The organism is Alcanivorax sp. P2S70 (genome assembly GCF_000475295.1).
In the GTDB taxonomy this organism is placed as follows: domain Bacteria; phylum Pseudomonadota; class Gammaproteobacteria; order Pseudomonadales; family Alcanivoracaceae; genus Alcanivorax; species Alcanivorax profundi.
In genome coordinates, this window is record NZ_AXBZ01000012.1 from 74,900 (window position 1) to 90,837 (window position 15,938).

Genomic DNA, 15,938 nt, shown 5'->3' on the forward strand with positions numbered 1-15,938 from the left:
GGACCGGTGAACCCCTGAACAATCCCTTGGGGCTGGCTGTCAGTTAAGGTATAAAAGCGGAGAAGCTCATAATTTCTACCGATAAGGAGCCGCAATGGCAGCCATGGATGAGCCGCCAGGCAGCGGGTTTCTACCCGACCTCTGCAGTACCCGGGCGGTGCTGGTGGTCGTTGTCGTTGCTGAGTTGATGGCGCTGGTGGTGACCCTGGTGGCCACCTACTACGATGCATTCAGCGTTGGCCGCCTGGCGGTAACGTCCCTGTTTGTCCAGTGGGTTGGCCTGACGTCGGCGGCAATGGTCTGCCAGTTGCGCCCGCGCTTGAACCAGTTGGCGCCGGCCTGGGCGTCAGTGTCGGTGGTGTTGCTGGTGGTGCTGGACACCCTGTTGTTCAGCCTGGTCGCTCGCGCGGTGATGGCCTGGGTGGCCGGCACCCTGCACATCAGTCCGATGTGGAGCCCGGAAATTCTGGTCAACAGCTTGATAGCGGCGATCATTGCCGGGCTGGTAATGCGTTATTTCTACGTTCAAGAGCAGCTGCGGCAGAAGGGGCAGGCAGAGCTGCAGGCACGAATACAGGCGCTGCAATCGCGTATACGCCCGCATTTTTTGTTCAATTCCATGAACATTATCTCCAGCCTGATCGCGGTGGATCCGGATGCCGCCGAGCAGGTGGTAGAGGATTTGTCCGTGTTGTTCCGGGCGAGCCTGAAAAGCAGCGGGAATGAAGCCTCTCTGGCCGATGAGCTGGAGCTTTGCCGTCGCTATATCCATATTGAGCAGCTGCGTATGGGGGACCGTTTGCAGGTCACCTGGGACATTCAGGTGCCGGCGGAAAATGTGCGGATTCCCCTGTTAACCTTGCAACCCTTGCTCGAAAATGCCATTTATCATGGTGTACAGCCATTGGCCGCTGGTGGCATGGTGGTGATCAGTGCCGTGGATGAAGGTGGTTTCCTGCGTTTGTCGGTGAGCAACCCCAAACCGCCGGGTGATGGTCATCACAAGGGCAACCGCATGGCGCTGGAAAATATCCTGCACCGGTTGCAGGCTCTTTACGGTGATCAGGTGGCGGTGGAATCCCGCCCGCAAGAAAAAGAATACGAGATAGAAATCCGTTATCCGCTACAGCAATAAGGGACGAAAATTATGCGGGTACTAGTATGTGATGATGAGCAACTGGCCCGGGACCGCCTGAAACGTCTGGTAGATAAAACCGACGGGGTGGAGGTGGTTGCCGAAGCCGCCAACGGTCGCGAGGCCATCGAGCAGGCTCAGGAACATCGGCCCGATGTGGTGCTGATGGATATCCGCATGCCGGAAATGGACGGTATGGAGGCCGCTGAGCACCTCAGCAAGATCGATAACCCGCCGGCACTGATTTTCTGCACCGCCTATGACGAGCATGCCCTGCAGGCCTTCAAGGTTCATGCGGTGGATTACCTGCTCAAACCGGTGAGCGCAGATGACCTGGTCGCGGCCCTGTCCAAGGCCCGTACCCTCAACCGGGTGCAGTTGGCGGAGATCGGCAAGGAAGTCAGCGAAGAGAAGCCTCGCCGCCGTGGCCATATCAGTGCCCGTACTCACCGTGGGCTGGAACTGGTGCCGGTGGATGACGTGCGGTATTTCCTCGCTGACCAGAAATACGTCACCGTGTGCTATGGCGAAGGTGAGGTTCTGATTGATGAGACCCTGAAAGAGCTGGAAACCGAATTCGGGGAGATGTTTGTGCGCATCCATCGCAATGCGCTGGTGGCACTCAAGTTCATTGAAGGCATGGAAATGGCCACCGCCGGCCACCATCAGGTCCGGCTGCGGGGTATCGAGTCCCGATTGACGGTCAGCCGCCGCCATGTGGCAGGCTTGCGCCGGGTACTGCAGAACCTTTAACTGCGGTCATTTGGGGAATTAACAGCCAACTCCCGGCATGCTAGCCTTGTGGCGTGCTGGGGATTGGCCCGCCGAATAACAACAACAGGATCCAAGTCATGAAAAAGCTGCTTCTGCTGCTGGTCAGCGCTGTCGTACTGAGTGGCTGCGCCACCGCTACCATGCCGGTTTCCGGTCTTCTGTTTGCCAATGTGAAGGCGCCGCTGACGGCGACGGCTTCCACGGAAAAGCCGACCCGTGTGGGTCGTGCCTCTACTCGCTCCATCCTGGGGTTGATCGCGTCCGGGGATGCCTCTATCCAGACGGCGGCCCGGAATGGTGGTATTACCGAGATCCACCATGTGGATTATGAATCCCAGAATTTCTTCGGTGTACTCGCCGAGTTTACCGTGGTGGTCTACGGCAATTAAGTTGAAAGTCCAAAGCTGAAGCGTGGGCCTGCGCCAGTTTGGTCCTGCTCTTGAAGCCGCGTCCAGTTTATGGGCGCGGCTTCGACGTTTCTGAATCCGGCTGCTCTGCCCGCGCTTTTGAGCTTTCAGCTCCTCGTCTCGGCCACTGTGCGCCTTTGCTGTAGACTGGGCCCACTTTTCAACTGAACACAGGATCCCCCATGTCCCGCGAAATCTTGCGTATCGCCACCCGTTCCAGTCCGTTGGCCATCTGGCAGGCGGAATATGTCCAGCAGCGACTGGAAAGCCTGCATGAGGGCTTGAGTGTGGAGCTGGTGCGCATCAAGACCCAGGGTGACAAGATTCTGGATACCCCGTTGGCGAAGATCGGTGGCAAGGGGTTGTTCGTCAAAGAGCTGGAAGAGGCCATGATGGATGGCCGTGCGGACATTGCCGTGCACTCCATGAAGGATGTACCCATGGAGCTGCCGCCGGGGTTTGTGCTGCCGGTAATCTGTGAGCGGGAAGATCCCCGCGATGCGTTTGTGTCCAATCAGTACGACAGTCTGGCATCGTTGCCGCAGGGGGCCTGTGTGGGCACGTCCAGCTTGCGCCGTCAGGCGCAGGTGAAGGCGAACCGCCCGGATCTGGTGGTCAAGAGCCTGCGCGGCAATGTGCAGACCCGTCTCGGCAAGCTGGATGCGGGAGAATTTGATGCCATTATTCTGGCCGCTGCCGGCCTTAAACGGCTGCAGATGTTTGATCGTATTCGCTATGAGATGCCACCAGAGGAATCCCTGCCTGCGGTTGGCCAGGGCGCGGTGGGCATCGAGTGTCGCGACGGGGATGCCCGTACCATCGAGCTGCTCAGCCCGCTGAGCGATACCGACACCTGGGATCGAGTGGTGGCCGAGCGTGCCATGAATCGTCGACTTGAAGGCGGTTGTCAGGTTCCCATCGCCGGCTTTGCCCTGTTGGAAGGGGACGACCTGTGGATGCGCGCGTTGGTGGCCGAAGAAGACGGCAGTCGGGTGTTGCGGGCTGAAGGGCGTGCCCATCGCAATGCGGGGGCAGAGTTGGGCATCCAGCTGGCTGAAGAGCTGCTGGCCCAGGGGGCCGATGATATTCTCAAGGCGCTTTACAACCGGTAGTGCTCATGCAGGTACTGGTGACCCGCCCACAGGGACAGGAACAGGGCCTAATGGCCGCGCTCGGGCAAGCGGGGTATCAGCCGTGCCATAGCCCGGCCCTGCTGATCGAGCCCTTGCCGGTGACGGCGGCCATGCGGCGCACCCTGATGGATCTGGATTTGTATCACGGGGTCTTTTTCGCCAGCCCCAATGCCGCACGACTGGCGCTGTCCGCCATGGCGGATCTCTGGCCTCAATGGCCGGTCGGCGTGCACTGGCTGGCGGTAGGCCGCGCCACTGCCGCGGAACTGGGGCAATGGCAGCTGACGGCTGAAGTGCCCGCCAGCGGATTTAACTCCGAGGCGGTGTTGGCGTTGCCCTGCCTGCAGGATATTCAGGAAAAAAAGGTGCTGTTGTGTCGGGGCGAAACCGGCCGGGAATTGCTGGCGCAGACCCTGCAGGCCCGTGGCGCCGAGGTTTCCTCGCTGGCGTTTTATCGTCGTCAGGCCAACCCGGATTTTCATTGCCCGCCCGGTTGTGACTGGGCCATGATCACCAGTGTGGAAAGTTGGCACAGCGTGGTGTCGGGTTTGCCTGCCGGGTGTGGCGTGATTGCCGCTGGCGAGCGTGTCGCCGCACAGATTCGTGCCAGCTTTGACGGAACCGTGATCACTGCCGCCAGTGCCCACGATGACGATATGCTGGCTGCATTGCCTGGCCTGCAATAATCGTGTTGCCGTCCCCGCTGCATTACATTGTTTAATGGACAGGCAGAGCGCCCCCCTTTAAGGTTTTTGACCAACAACTCATAAAGTACTGGAGCAGTCATGACGCAGGACCGTCTTCTTTCCCGGCAACGCGGGGTCACTATCTGGCTTGTCCTGATTATCCTGATCCTGGCCGCGGTGATTGGTGCCGGTGGCTGGTGGGGCTGGCAGGAGTATCAGCGTCTGCGAAGTGACAAAGCGGGTTTTGCCGAGCAGCTCCAGACACTGACTTCACAGATGGCCAGCCAGCGCAGTGAGGTGCAGGGTGCCCTGGCTGCGTTTGAAAAAAAGCAGGCGGAACTGGCTTCCCAGCAGATCAAGGACCGCACTGCGCTCACCGATATCAAGACCGGTGGCCAGCGCCTGTGGCTGATCAATGAATCCCGTGCGCTGGCCAGCCTGGCCAGCCAACGCCTGCTGCTAACCCAGGATGCCATTGCGGCCCGTCGTTTGCTGGAAGCGGCCGATAACATTCTTGCCCGCATCGATGATCCTTCCGTATTGTCCGCGCGTCAGGCGCTGGCGGTAGACATGGACAAGCTGAGCCGTGCCAGCAAGGTCGATGTGCAGGGCATGGTGCTGCAGTTGGGCGCCTTGCGTCAGACGGTGGTGGAACTGGCGGTACCAGTGGAAGAGGCGCCGCCGGAGAAAAATCGCCCTGAGGTCAACCAGCCCTGGTGGCAGGATGTGCTGGATCGCATGCCGGTGAATGTACGTCACCATGAAGGGCGGGTGCCGCTGCCTCTCACCGCTGAGCAGGCGTCGCTGGTGCGCCTGACCCTCGATGGCAGCCTGCAACAGGCGCAACTGGCCCTGATGCAGGGCCGTGGTGAGGCCTATCGTCAGGCATTGGACAATGCCCGGGCGACCTTGAAGGAATGGTTCCGAAAGGATGATCCCCGTGCGGCCCATATGGCAGAGGTGCTGAACGATATGGGGGGCAAGCAGGTCGCGTATGCCTTGCCGGAAATCGGCGCCGGTTTGCAGGCCATCGAAGCGCTGAAGCGTAAGGAGGGTGGGGCATGAAAAAAGTCGCCCTGCTGGTCATCGTTGCGCTGGTATTTGCCCTGATGCTGGGCCGCTGGATGGCGGTGGATTCCGGGTATGTACTGGTGATCCGTGATGACTTCTCGCTGGATACCACCCTGGGTTTTGTCATTTTGATGGCGTTGCTGGCTTCGGTGGCCTTGGTGGTGCTGACCTTGCTGGGCAATGCCGCCTGGAACGCGCTGGAGCCCATGCGGGCGACCCGCCGCTGGAAAAAACAGGTCGCCGCCCGCCGCCTGCGTAGCGGTTTCCTGCAACTGGTGGATGGTGAACTGGATAAGGCGGAGCGGTTGTTGGTGGCCGCGGGTGAAGATGGCGACTGGCCAATGCTTGCCTGGCTGCTGGCAGCGGAAACCGCTCAGGAGCAGGATAACGTGGAGGCCAGCCAGCGGTATCTGGAAAACGCCGGCAGTGATCACCGCGGGCGCTTGGTGGCCGGTTTGATGAAAGCCCGCTTTGCACTGGATGACGGTTATCCCGATCAGGCCCGTGAAGAGTTGAAGGTGCTGGCGGACATGGCCCCCCGAAACAAGCGGATTCTGCGGACCTATGCCCAGGTGCTGGAAAGCCAGCGAGACTGGCCGGCGCTGTGTGATCTGATGCCGCGTCTCAAGCGGGCGTTTGGTGAGGGGGAATCCCGGCGTGAGCGCCGCGCGTGGCTGGCCCTGTTGCAGGAAACCGCCCGCAAGCCCGGTTTCAACGATGCAGACAGTCGCCGTGAGGAATTGCGCAAACTGTGGAAAAACGTCCCGGTGCAGCTTAAGAACGATCCGGCCATGATTGCCCGTTATGCAGGCTTTCTGGCCCAGCTGGGAGGCGGCAAGGGCGCGCTGAATCTGGTCCGTGAAAAGTTGGATCAGGAGTGGGATGACCGTCTGCCGCCGGTATTGGAAGCCATTGATGATGTGTCTCCGGACGATTTGCTGCAGGTGCTGGAGCGCTGGTTGGCGGAGCGCCCGGGTAACGCGGCGGTGCTGATTACCTCCGGCCGGGTGGCACTGAAGGCGCGGCTATGGGGCAAGGCCCAGGGCTTCTTTGAAGCGGCGGCCAATTCCAGCCAGAGTGCGACTGCGCTGGCGGAGCTGTCGCGCCTGTATCAGGCGCTGGGCGATTCGTCCAAGGCCATGAAAACCTTCGAACGTCGTCTGGCACAGCTGGAAGGCCAGCTACCCGCCCTGCCCATGCCGGACAAGGCGCTGTAAGTCTTCCTGTAGGGTGTTTGGGGTTTTCTGTGGGAGCGGAGGTTCCACCGCGAATGAACGACCGCTCCGACTTTGCCGCCTGCCGGGTTTACCGTGGGGCAGTGTTAAGGGCATTGGCGATCTCGGTGGCGATGTGTTGCCAACCCGCATCCAGTGCCCTGACCAGATTGGCGTACCCGCCTTCTTGCAGTGGTGCTTGCCACTGAATCAATCCTTCCTTCGGCGCTGCTCCTTCTAGCCTCCATCGACCGGTAATGACTGCGCTATCGCTGTCTTGCTCTTCACCCTGCATGCCCTGAAAGCGACTGAGTTCCACGGTCAGGTGGGTGCTTTCGTCGTTGTGAACGGCGGCGAGGGCGGTTTCAAGCGAGCGTTGTAATTGGGCGCTCAATGGGTCGGCCCAGCGATGATGACGTGCCACGCGTATCTCGCTGTTGCTTAGCTGCATGGCAATGCCGCCACGATCGAGGTAGCTGGCAAGACGTATATTTACCTCTGTACTGCTATTGGCCATGTGGCTGGCAGAGGGAAGTAAATAGCCGGGAGGTGGAGACGGGGGCGTGTGACTGCACCCCAGGGTAAGGGCGGTAACCAGGGCGATGATGGGCAAGCGCGTCATTGTGCACCTCGGGGTTGTAGGTCTTCAGCCGTATGACGCTGAAAGATAAGGGCATTGGGTTGTTGGTTGAGTGTGTCAATCAAAGGCTCTGCCTCATTAAGCAAATGATTGAGTTTCTCCAGTGTGCCGATCAAGTGCTGCTGGCCTTCGCCGTCTGACTGCCAGCCCTCAAGTGTTCCCTCCAGAGCTTTCAGGTTATCGGTGAGCAGCTGGGGAAGTTGGCTCATTGCCGGATCGGCGAGCAATACTTCTACCCGTCGGGTGATGGCGTTCAGGTTTTCCAGGTTCTCGTTGATATGGTTGGCGATCTCTTGAACCGGAACATCATTCAGGGAGACTAATAGCTGATGAATCTGTTCTTCAATTTTCTCCAGTGAGCCACCATCAACGGAGGGGAAGACGGGAATGGATTGATGGCGAGCGGTAAGGTCGGCTTGGGGGGCATCTTCATGGAATTTGAGGTCCACATACAATGAGCCGGTTAGCATGTTGCCAACCTTCAGGCTGGCCCTTAACCCATGGTTGACCAACCGTTCGAATTCCTCATGCCAATGGCGAGGGTCCACTACCGCACCATTGTTCAGTCTTTGCGGTTCAAATCGGATCAGAACGGGGATCGGTTGTTGCCCCAGCCCTTGCGTCCCTTCAAATCCAAGGGTCCATGGCGCTTGTTCTACCGTGCCAATACGGATGCCGCGATATTCTACGGGGGCCCCATTTGAGAGTCCCCTGATGCTGTTCTTGACGAGTACAACGAACTTTGCCGTTTCCGTATAGAGCGATTGACGTGCTGCTTCTTTGTCGTCATGAAGCATGAATTCGGTTTCGTCAATTGCTGGTTCACCAGGGAGCATGTTGCTGTCAGGAACCGCAAATGAAATCCCGCCTCCAAGCAATGCTTCGAGAGAGTTGATCTGGGCCTGGAAGCCTGAGGCATCCAGCTGGAAGCCGACACCGCTGACTTTCCAGAAACGCGTGTTGCGGGTTACCAGTACGTCATACGGTTTTTCAATGAACAGGCGGTGTCTGAAAAGCTTGCTGGCCGGGTCGAAGCTTGTCTCAATCACTTGTCCTACTTTTAAATTCTGAAAACTGACAGGATCGCCATTGTTGATGTTACTGCCGGGAGTGCTGGTGAGTCTCAGGAACAATGCATTGTCAGGGTCAACTGCCGGAGGAGTGTCGTGAACGGTGAATTGCTTTTTCAGTGTGGAACTGTCGCCGGGTTCCAGTTCGATGTAAGAGCCGGAAAGTACCGTGGATAATCCGCTGATTCCCCCTTTCCCGATGCGGGGTTTGACCACCCAGAAACGGGTTTCCTGATTAAACATCGACTCTGTTTCAGGAATCATTTGTACGCGAAGAATTGTGTGAGAGAGGTCATCAGAGAGAGAAACCTCTTCGACCAGTCCTACCTGGACGTTGCGTATCTTAATTGGGGTTTTTCCGGCAGTAATGCCGTCGGCCCGTTCCATGTGAAGTGTGATAACCGGTCCAAAAGAGCTGAGATGCCGATAGGCGAGCCAAAGTCCTATGAGTAAAGCAAACAAGGGGATAAGCCAAACGGCGGATATCTTTCTGCTTGAATGCATTGACGGATCAGCCAACGTCGCTCTCCTGTGTTTTGAGGTTGTCGCCCTGATTGTCCCAGATAAGGCGAGGGTCGAACTGGTGCGATGCCAGCATGGTGAAAATTACCATGCCGCAGAATGCGATACCGCCAAGACCTGGAGCTACACTTAAAATCTGTCCTATTTGCAGCATTGCTACAACAATGGCAATAACAAAAACATCTACCATGGACCATCGACCAATCCACTCCGTCACCCGGTACAGCCGCATTTGGGTTTTCATATTCATCGGGGATGTTCGTCGGGTTGCCAGGCAAAGCCAGGCAATGGCCATGATTTTGCCAAAAGGGATCAGGACACTGGCGGTAAAGATGATGAGTGCAATGGGCCAGTCCCCGTGTTTAAGAAACAGCATTGCGCCCGCAATAATCGTTGCAGGATCCTCTTTTCCCAGTGCCGTAGTGACCATGATGGGCAGGCTTTGAGCTGGAATGCTGAACAGGGTGGCAGTGAGCAGCAATGCGATAACGCGTTGTAGCGATAGTGGCGCCCGTTCGTGAAGGGAGTGGTGGCAACGTATGCAATGGGTGTTATGACAATTCTGGAGCTGACCGCAGTGGTGACATGCACTGAGATTTTGTGAGCGTGATGTGTGGCCAGGTCGAGCGTCACGGGGTTGCTGTAGAGTGCCGAGCTGCCTTTCCCAAAGCTGAATGCTGTTTACCCTGAGTGTTGTGGCGAGCAACAGAAAAGCAAAGGCTGCGAAAGTCCAGAACGAAGGAAAGAGTTTTACCTCAACCATGCCAACGAGTTTGACGAGGCTGACAAGCGCAGCGATGACAAATACATCGGCCATCATCCACGGTTGGATGGTCGGCAATATCTGTATCAGACGTTTCGATATGCTGGCGTGACGTTTCATGGTCAGCGCGTAATGAAGAAAAAGAATGGCGAGTAAATAGCAGCCTGGCAGTATCACAATGGTAAGCAGAGTGATGAGTGCGAGTATGGGTTGGTCAAAGGTTGCGAGCTCTATACTGGCATCATTGATTGTCATGATCCGTTCGATGCCACTTTTTTCAAAGCCGAGATAGGGAAAACACAACGAAAGCGTCAGCATCACCAGCGCAGACATAGCCAGTGCGGGGGTAAGTGTATCTTTGGGTGTGTGGTGAGTGATTGGATGTTGGCAGCGGGGGCATTCTATCCAGCCTGTGGTGTGGAAATCATGAGCGGACACCATGTCGCATTCATGGCATGGTAACACCCGGCTTTGTTCATCCCTTGGTTCCGGCAACGACATGATTTAATCCGCTTATTCCCGATAAAGTTCCGGATTGAGAGTGCGTCGCAATAGCTCACGGCATTTAGACAGATTAGCAAGGCTTTGCCCGCATTACCTTAGTGGTTTATGCCAGTTAGCGTAAGGATTTTAACGGGTGGACAGAGGCAGAGCCGAATTTATTTTCCTGAATAAAATTCACGTTTCCCAGTTCTGACATTCCAGCCGGAGTGAGGGCTGCGCTAGTCCCGTGGGGCGTAATCGAAGACGTCGCAGTGAATGTTCTGTGCGGGGACCCCTTCGGCCACCAGTGCATCGAATACCGCCCAGGCCATGGGCGGGGAGCCGCCAAGAAAAAACAGCGGCAGGGTTGGCTCGCTGAGGGCAGCGAGGGCGGCTTCGTGTACCAGTCCTTGCGCATGGTCGGGGTGGTGAATGTCAGAGAGTGATGTGGTGGCTTCGAAGTCCTTCAGGACGCCGGTCCATTGTGCAGGCAGGTTGGGCAGATAAAGATCTTCCGGGGTGCGTGCGCCCCAGAACAAACGCACGGGGTGTGGGAAGTCCACGGCGATAAGACGCTCGACCATGGCCTTGACGGGTGCAAAACCGGTGGAGCCACAGATAAACCACACGGGCCGTTCCGGTGCGGTATCGATATAGCGAACGCCAGCAGGCAGCGTCACGCTGACGGTGCTGTCGGCCTTGAGACTGGCCATGATGTCCTGGGCGGCACTGTTGTCGTCGCCATGGCGAATGTGCAGTTCCAGCTTGCGGCCATCGCAGTGGTTGGCGATAGAGAAGGGATAGCATTCCCCGTGCAGATTGAGCATCAGATACTGGCCAGCGTGCCACTGGATGCGTTTGCCGGCAGGCAGTTGCAGCCAGGCGCGACTCACATCGTGGTTGAGCGCCTCGATCTCCAGGATCTGGCAATTCACGTTGTGGACCGGCAGTTCGCCGGGGGCAGTCACCTCGGGCACAGTAATCTCGCAATCGCTGAGTGGCAGGGCGACGCAGTATAGCACCTCTGTGCCTTCGGTATCGCCCGCGTGGAGTGTGTGGTTTCGTTGCTGAACGTGTCCGTGGGTCAGTGTGCCGGCGCAGCGTTCGCAGACCCCATTGCGGCAAGCGACGGGAAAGCCGAAGCCGGCCTCGTGGCCGGCGTCGACAATGGTTTGATCCGCGCGGCAGGGGAAGCGACCCTTGCCATTGACGGATATGGTGTAGATCCGGGGCACAGCTGGATGAATGGATAATGGAAAATTGAGAATTGATAACGAAAGCCACTTCCAGTTGGTACTGCAGGTGGCTCCATAGGGTTTTCAGTTATCAACTATCCATTCTCAATTATCAATTGCCTGCTCTTTAGCCGCCAACGCCGACAAACAAGGCAACAATACAGCCCATGCCAAATGCCCAGACCAGGGTGCGGGCGCTGGCCCAGTCCGCGATATAGCAGACGGTAAACATGACGCGGCTGAGAACAAACGCCAGGGCGATACCGTCGATGGTGCCTTGCGGTGCCGTGGCGGCCAGATGGGCGATGATAACGGCGGCAGCGAACGCCGGCGTCACTTCAAAACCGTTTTGCTGTGCCCAGTGGGCCCGCTTGCGGCTGCCTTCCAGGGTTTCCAGGAATTCGCGCGGGTTGTGGTTCTGTTTGGGGCCGAAGCCGCCCTGGAATTTGGCCAGAGAGGTGGCAAGGTAAGGCAGGAAGATGGCGGCAAGTACGCACCAGTAAGCAATGGTCATCAAGTTCTCCTTGGTCTGTTCAAAACTGCAGGAGCCAAGCGGCAGGGTGATGCCGTCCTTGCGACAATCGCCATGCAAGCATGGCTTCTGCAGGGTAAGGGTTCCGCCTCAGGGGGTGGTTTTGTGTCGTGATGTCGAGGCTAGCAGGCTGCGCTCGATTATCGCAAAACGGTCCTGCCCCCATACCATGTCATCTTGAGTCATAAAGCTGGGCACGCCCCAGCTGCCCGCGGCCATCATGGCGTTGCGATTGTCTTCGGCGCGGTCACGCCAGCTGTCGTCATCCAGCCAGCGGCGAGCGCGTTTCCAGTCCAGGCCGGCGTTTTCGACCAGGAACTTCAAGCCATTGTCGCTGGCGGCATTGATGCCCTGGCTCCATATGCCGGTCGCTGCGGCACGTAACCATTCCCGCAGGCGGCCCTCTTTTTCTGCAAAGGGCCAGATGGCCATGCAGCGTTCTACCCCCGCGCCTACCGGGTCGCACACTTTGCCGAAGGGTACTTGATGAAGTCGGGCTTCGCGGGCGGCATCCTTGAGAATATAAAAGCGTTTGGCGCGGGGGACACTCAAGCCGCGCATGACCATGGGTAACACCGGGCGAATTTTCAGTGTGAGGCCATAGTGGTCTGCCAGGGCATAGGTGCGAGACAGCGCCACATAGGAGTAGGGGCTGCGAAAGGAAAAATACAGCACCAAGGGTGAATCCTTGAGGGCAGGAATGGCGTCCTTCAGGCGGGCCCGCTTGGCTCGACCGTAGGGCAGGGGCCAGTCCTGGGTACCCAGTCCCAGGTCATTCAGGCGGTGGGCCAGGTGGTCAAGCCGTTCCACGCTCCAGTACCACTCTCCTTGATAGTGCAGCGTGCCGGTAAGGTAATGGCCATCGGCAAGAAACTGGTCGCGGCGGGCCTCCAGTGCCAGTTGGGCGCGGTCGGCGGCCATTTGGCCATGTTCGCAGAGCAGCGCTTCAAGCTTGTCGTGATCGTGGCGCCACAACGCATCCGCCAGCGCGGCGGCCAGGCTCCAGAAGCGCTCGTCGCCTTCGTGTTTGAGCAGGCAGCGGGTCGCGGCGAGGCTGACCTCGCGAGGGGGAAGTTGCCAGTCCTTGGGGAAGGTCAGTTCATGCAGTTCGGCCAGCTGCAGGGCATCCCGGGGAGCCAGCTCCTCAAGCATGTCGGCAGCCGGATACATCTGCTGATCCAGGTAAAGCATGACCCGAGGTGTGATGGTAATGCCGAAGTGCCGGGCAAAACGGGGCAGCACCTGTGCCATCAGCACGGAATAAGGGTCATCGATGCGGAAGTAGAAGGTGGCCTGATGAGGCTGGCGCCGAAGGACCCGTCGCCATTCCCGCAAACGGCGGCGCAGCTGCTGCAGGCTTTCACTGGTAATCAGGCGCGCCACGTAGGGCATCAGTTTGTGTTTAAGGCTCATGCGCTGGGGGACTCCTTTGAGGCGCGTTAAAGGCCAGGCTGGTCACTATAGCCTACGCCATCCCTGTCTTTGGGTGAAAAGGGGTAAAACGAAGGGTTCCTTGCGTAACGGCAACCGCGTAAGCGTGTCGGTTATTCGCTACGCTCACCCTGCGGGCGTTCCTTCGCTGCGCTCGGTGGCGGCGCGATCTCCGTTGTTCGAGTTGCGAGACGCGGGTTTTGAGTCATCGGGCTGCGATTGCGAGGCACAAAAAAGGCGGCGCCATTTGCATGGGGCCGCCTTTCCCGGGGCTGCGGGTTAGTCGCCGATCTGGCTCAGATCACGAATCGCCCCACGGTCAGCACTGGTGGTAAGTGCGGCATAGGCTTTGAGGGCCGTGGAGACCCGGCGCTGCCGGATTTCCTTGGGCTTGTAAGCCAGCTTGCCGCGCTCTTCCATCTTGATGCGACGATGCGCCAGTTCCTCATCGCTGACCTCCAGGCGGATGGTGCGGTTGGGGATATCGATGGCAATGGTGTCGCCTTCCTGCACCAGCGCGATGGCGCCGCCTTCCGCCGCTTCCGGAGAGGCGTGACCGATAGACAGGCCAGAGGTGCCACCAGAGAAACGGCCATCGGTGAGCAGGGCGCACTGCTTGCCCAGTCCCTTGGATTTCAGGTAGCTGGTGGGGTACAGCATTTCCTGCATGCCCGGGCCCCCTTTCGGGCCTTCGTAGCGAATCACGACCACATCGCCGGCGACAATCTGGTCGCCGAGGATGGCGCGAACAGCGGAATCCTGGGACTCAAAAACCCGGGCGCGGCCGGTGAAGGTGAGAATGGAATCGTCCACCCCGGCGGTCTTCACGATACAGCCCCGTTCGGCAATGTTGCCGTACAGCACGGCCAGCCCGCCGTCCTTGCTGTAAGCGTGCTCGTAGTTACGGATGCAGCCGTTTTCGCGGTCGTCATCCAGCGACTCCCAACGGGTGTCCTGGCTGAAGGCCGTCTGGGTGGGGATGCCCGCAGGGCCGGCGGTGAACATCTTTTTCACGCCTTCATCCTGGGTGCGGATGATGTCGTAGTGTTCCAGTGCTTCCGCCACGGACGCCGAATGCACCATGGGGATATCCCGGTGCAGCAGCCCGGCCCGGTCCAGCTCGCCGAGGATACCCATCACGCCGCCGGCGCGATGTACATCTTCCATGTGGTACTTCTGGGTGGCAGGGGCCACCTTGGACAGACACGGCACCTTGCGGCTCAGCCGGTCGATGTCTTCCATGGTGAAATCCACCTCGCCTTCCTGGGCCGCCGCCAGCAGGTGCAGCACGGTATTGGTGGAGCCGCCCATGGCGATATCCAGGCTCATGGCATTTTCGAATGCCTTGACGTTGGCAATGTTGCGCGGCAGCACGGCTTCCACATCCTGCTCGTAGTACAGGCGGGCGATATCGACCACGCGACGGCCGGCTTCCAGAAACAGTTCGCGACGGTCGGCATGGGTCGCCAGCAGCGAACCATTGCCCGGCAACGACAGCCCCAGCGCCTCGGTCAGGCAGTTCATGGAGTTGGCCGTGAACATACCGGAGCAGGAGCCACAGGTGGGACAGGCTGAGCGCTCTACCTCGTTGACGGTCTCGTCGTCCACGCTGTCATCGGCGGCCATGACCATGGCGTCTACCAGATCCAGCTTGTGCTCGGACAGCTTGGTCTTGCCGGCCTCCATAGGGCCGCCAGACACGAATATCACCGGGATGTTCAGGCGCATGGAGGCCATCAGCATGCCGGGGGTGATCTTGTCGCAGTTGGAAATGCACACCAGCGCGTCCGCGCAGTGGGCGTTGACCATGTACTCCACGGAATCGGCAATGATGTCGCGGCTGGGCAGGGAGTAGAGCATCCCGTCGTGGCCCATGGCGATGCCGTCGTCCACCGCGATGGTGTTGAATTCCTTGGCGATACCGCCGGCTTTTTCGACCTCGCCGGCCACCAGCTGGCCCATGTCCTTCAGGTGCACATGACCGGGCACGAACTGGGTAAAGGAGTTGGCGATGGCAATGATCGGCTTGCCGAAGTCGCCATCTTTCATGCCCGTGGCGCGCCACAGGGCACGAGCGCCGGCCATATTACGGCCGTGGGTGGATGTGCGAGAGCGATACTGCGGCATGAGAACCTCGTTATGGTCGATAACTGTGCATAAGGGGAGTCATTGTAACCCACAGAGGGGGAATTCTCACAGGCGCCGGCCGCCTATTGAAAACAGGCTGTTTTGCAGCAGATCCAGCTCGCTGGACGAATGCGGAGATGACGGTGGTATATGGCTGGATGGCTTTCTGGCAGCCTGTGGGCCCATCGCACCAATAGAGGTGCTTGTCCTCGCCGGACGGGCCCAAAGGGGGAGCTGGCTCCCCCTCTGGGCTCCCCGCCACCCCGGGCCGCTCGGCCTGCTCCGCAGGCACACTCCGGTACTCGCCCTGTGACGGACGCAAAAAAGACTCGCTCCGCTCAGACAGGTTTTTTGCTCTACGCCGTCACGGGGCTCCGTTCCTCGACTCACTCTAACGGGGAAGATGCCGCGCGGATGGCATTGGCGTTCTTGTATCGCGAAAACGTTCAGGGTTGCTGTAGGAGTGCCAGTTATTCGCTTCGCTCGGTGAGGCGCGAATTCTGCGGTAGTCGTGGCTTCCTCTTTGCCGGTATGGCACTCACTTTCACGTCATCGCGCCTAACAAACATACGTGCCCTGCCTGAGCTTCCGGAGCACTATTAAAATGATGGTGTGGGCCATGCTCAACAGATGGGGCCACAGTCTTTGTAGGATATGACTTACAGAAAAAGCTAACCGGTTGATATAAAGTGATTTTAATAAGCCATGTGAAGCG

14 protein-coding genes are annotated in these 15,938 nt (G+C 58.7%); 7 read left to right on the forward strand and 7 right to left on the reverse strand.

The window, feature by feature from the left end; genetic code table 11:
• The first annotated feature begins 94 nt into the window (after positions 1-94).
• The 7 genes from Q672_RS22655 to Q672_RS22685 all read left to right on the forward strand — a co-directional run bounded on the left by Q672_RS22655 (position 95) and on the right by Q672_RS22685 (position 6,423).
• Positions 95-1,135 carry a sensor histidine kinase gene (locus Q672_RS22655; RefSeq protein ID WP_022984726.1) on the forward strand — a complete coding sequence of 347 codons (1,041 nt, stop codon included), beginning with the start codon at positions 95-97 and terminating at the stop codon, positions 1,133-1,135.
• A gap of 12 nt (positions 1,136-1,147) precedes the next feature.
• Complete coding sequence (locus tag Q672_RS22660) at positions 1,148-1,888, forward strand: LytR/AlgR family response regulator transcription factor (RefSeq protein ID WP_022984727.1); 741 nt, start codon at positions 1,148-1,150, stop codon at positions 1,886-1,888.
• A gap of 98 nt (positions 1,889-1,986) precedes the next feature.
• The gene (locus Q672_RS22665; RefSeq protein WP_022984728.1) at positions 1,987-2,298 is read left to right on the forward strand and encodes a TRL-like family protein; all 312 of its coding nucleotides are present in this window, start codon (positions 1,987-1,989) and stop codon (positions 2,296-2,298) included.
• A gap of 200 nt (positions 2,299-2,498) precedes the next feature.
• The gene (hemC, locus tag Q672_RS22670) at positions 2,499-3,428 is read left to right on the forward strand and encodes a hydroxymethylbilane synthase (protein WP_022984729.1); all 930 of its coding nucleotides are present in this window, start codon (positions 2,499-2,501) and stop codon (positions 3,426-3,428) included.
• A gap of 5 nt (positions 3,429-3,433) precedes the next feature.
• Positions 3,434-4,135 carry a uroporphyrinogen-III synthase gene (locus Q672_RS22675; RefSeq protein ID WP_022984730.1) on the forward strand — a complete coding sequence of 234 codons (702 nt, stop codon included), beginning with the start codon at positions 3,434-3,436 and terminating at the stop codon, positions 4,133-4,135.
• 99 nt (positions 4,136-4,234) lie between these two features.
• Complete coding sequence (locus tag Q672_RS22680; protein WP_022984731.1) at positions 4,235-5,200, forward strand: uroporphyrinogen-III C-methyltransferase; 966 nt, start codon at positions 4,235-4,237, stop codon at positions 5,198-5,200.
• Entirely contained in the window at positions 5,197-6,423 is a 1,227-nt protein-coding gene (locus tag Q672_RS22685) for a heme biosynthesis HemY N-terminal domain-containing protein (RefSeq protein WP_022984732.1), read from the forward strand. Before Q672_RS22680 ends, Q672_RS22685 begins: the two co-directional genes overlap by 4 nt.
• 88 nt (positions 6,424-6,511) lie before the next feature.
• Here Q672_RS22685 and Q672_RS22690 read toward each other — a convergent pair whose 3' ends face one another.
• The 7 genes from Q672_RS22690 to ilvD form a co-directional block, all read right to left on the reverse strand.
• Positions 6,512-7,042, reverse strand: coding sequence for a PqiC family protein (locus Q672_RS22690; protein WP_022984733.1), 531 nt, complete (start codon positions 7,040-7,042; stop codon positions 6,512-6,514).
• Positions 7,039-8,649 (reverse strand): intermembrane transport protein PqiB, encoded by a 1,611-nt coding sequence (gene pqiB / locus Q672_RS22695; RefSeq protein WP_233552493.1) that lies wholly within the window; start codon positions 8,647-8,649, stop codon positions 7,039-7,041. The genes Q672_RS22690 and pqiB overlap by 4 nt, the downstream gene beginning before the upstream one ends.
• Positions 8,642-9,916 carry a paraquat-inducible protein A gene (locus tag Q672_RS22700; RefSeq protein WP_031226172.1) on the reverse strand — a complete coding sequence of 425 codons (1,275 nt, stop codon included), beginning with the start codon at positions 9,914-9,916 and terminating at the stop codon, positions 8,642-8,644. The genes pqiB and Q672_RS22700 overlap by 8 nt, the downstream gene beginning before the upstream one ends.
• Positions 9,917-10,137: 221 nt before the next feature.
• A complete protein-coding gene (locus tag Q672_RS0117095; RefSeq protein WP_031226173.1) occupies positions 10,138-11,133 on the reverse strand; it encodes a 2Fe-2S iron-sulfur cluster-binding protein in 996 nt (331 codons plus the stop codon).
• 127 nt (positions 11,134-11,260) lie between these two features.
• On the reverse strand, positions 11,261-11,647 hold the full coding sequence (locus Q672_RS22705; protein WP_031226174.1) for an MAPEG family protein: 387 nt from the start codon (positions 11,645-11,647) through the stop codon (positions 11,261-11,263).
• Between the two features lie 108 nt (positions 11,648-11,755).
• Positions 11,756-13,078 (reverse strand): 2-hydroxychromene-2-carboxylate isomerase, encoded by a 1,323-nt coding sequence (locus tag Q672_RS22710; RefSeq protein ID WP_022984740.1) that lies wholly within the window; start codon positions 13,076-13,078, stop codon positions 11,756-11,758.
• A gap of 297 nt (positions 13,079-13,375) precedes the next feature.
• The gene (gene ilvD, locus Q672_RS22715; protein ID WP_022984741.1) at positions 13,376-15,223 is read right to left on the reverse strand and encodes a dihydroxy-acid dehydratase; all 1,848 of its coding nucleotides are present in this window, start codon (positions 15,221-15,223) and stop codon (positions 13,376-13,378) included.
• Between the last annotated feature and the right edge of the window lie 715 nt (positions 15,224-15,938).

What these genes read in the sequence shown, in the direction of transcription:
- Q672_RS22705 (WP_031226174.1), bottom strand. Translation starts at nt 11,647, where the DNA reads ATGACCATTGCTTACTGGTGCGTACTTGCCGCCATCTTCCTGCCTTAC.
- Q672_RS22685 (WP_022984732.1), top strand. Translation starts at nt 5,197, where the DNA reads ATGAAAAAAGTCGCCCTGCTGGTCATCGTTGCGCTGGTATTTGCCCTG.
- Q672_RS22660 (WP_022984727.1), top strand. Translation starts at nt 1,148, where the DNA reads ATGCGGGTACTAGTATGTGATGATGAGCAACTGGCCCGGGACCGCCTG.
- Q672_RS22665 (WP_022984728.1), top strand. Translation starts at nt 1,987, where the DNA reads ATGAAAAAGCTGCTTCTGCTGCTGGTCAGCGCTGTCGTACTGAGTGGC.
- Q672_RS22700 (WP_031226172.1), bottom strand. Translation starts at nt 9,916, where the DNA reads ATGTCGTTGCCGGAACCAAGGGATGAACAAAGCCGGGTGTTACCATGC.
- ilvD (WP_022984741.1), bottom strand. Translation starts at nt 15,223, where the DNA reads ATGCCGCAGTATCGCTCTCGCACATCCACCCACGGCCGTAATATGGCC.
- Q672_RS22675 (WP_022984730.1), top strand. Translation starts at nt 3,434, where the DNA reads ATGCAGGTACTGGTGACCCGCCCACAGGGACAGGAACAGGGCCTAATG.
- Q672_RS22680 (WP_022984731.1), top strand. Translation starts at nt 4,235, where the DNA reads ATGACGCAGGACCGTCTTCTTTCCCGGCAACGCGGGGTCACTATCTGG.
- Q672_RS22690 (WP_022984733.1), bottom strand. Translation starts at nt 7,042, where the DNA reads ATGACGCGCTTGCCCATCATCGCCCTGGTTACCGCCCTTACCCTGGGG.
- hemC (WP_022984729.1), top strand. Translation starts at nt 2,499, where the DNA reads ATGTCCCGCGAAATCTTGCGTATCGCCACCCGTTCCAGTCCGTTGGCC.
- Q672_RS22710 (WP_022984740.1), bottom strand. Translation starts at nt 13,078, where the DNA reads ATGAGCCTTAAACACAAACTGATGCCCTACGTGGCGCGCCTGATTACC.
- Q672_RS22655 (WP_022984726.1), top strand. Translation starts at nt 95, where the DNA reads ATGGCAGCCATGGATGAGCCGCCAGGCAGCGGGTTTCTACCCGACCTC.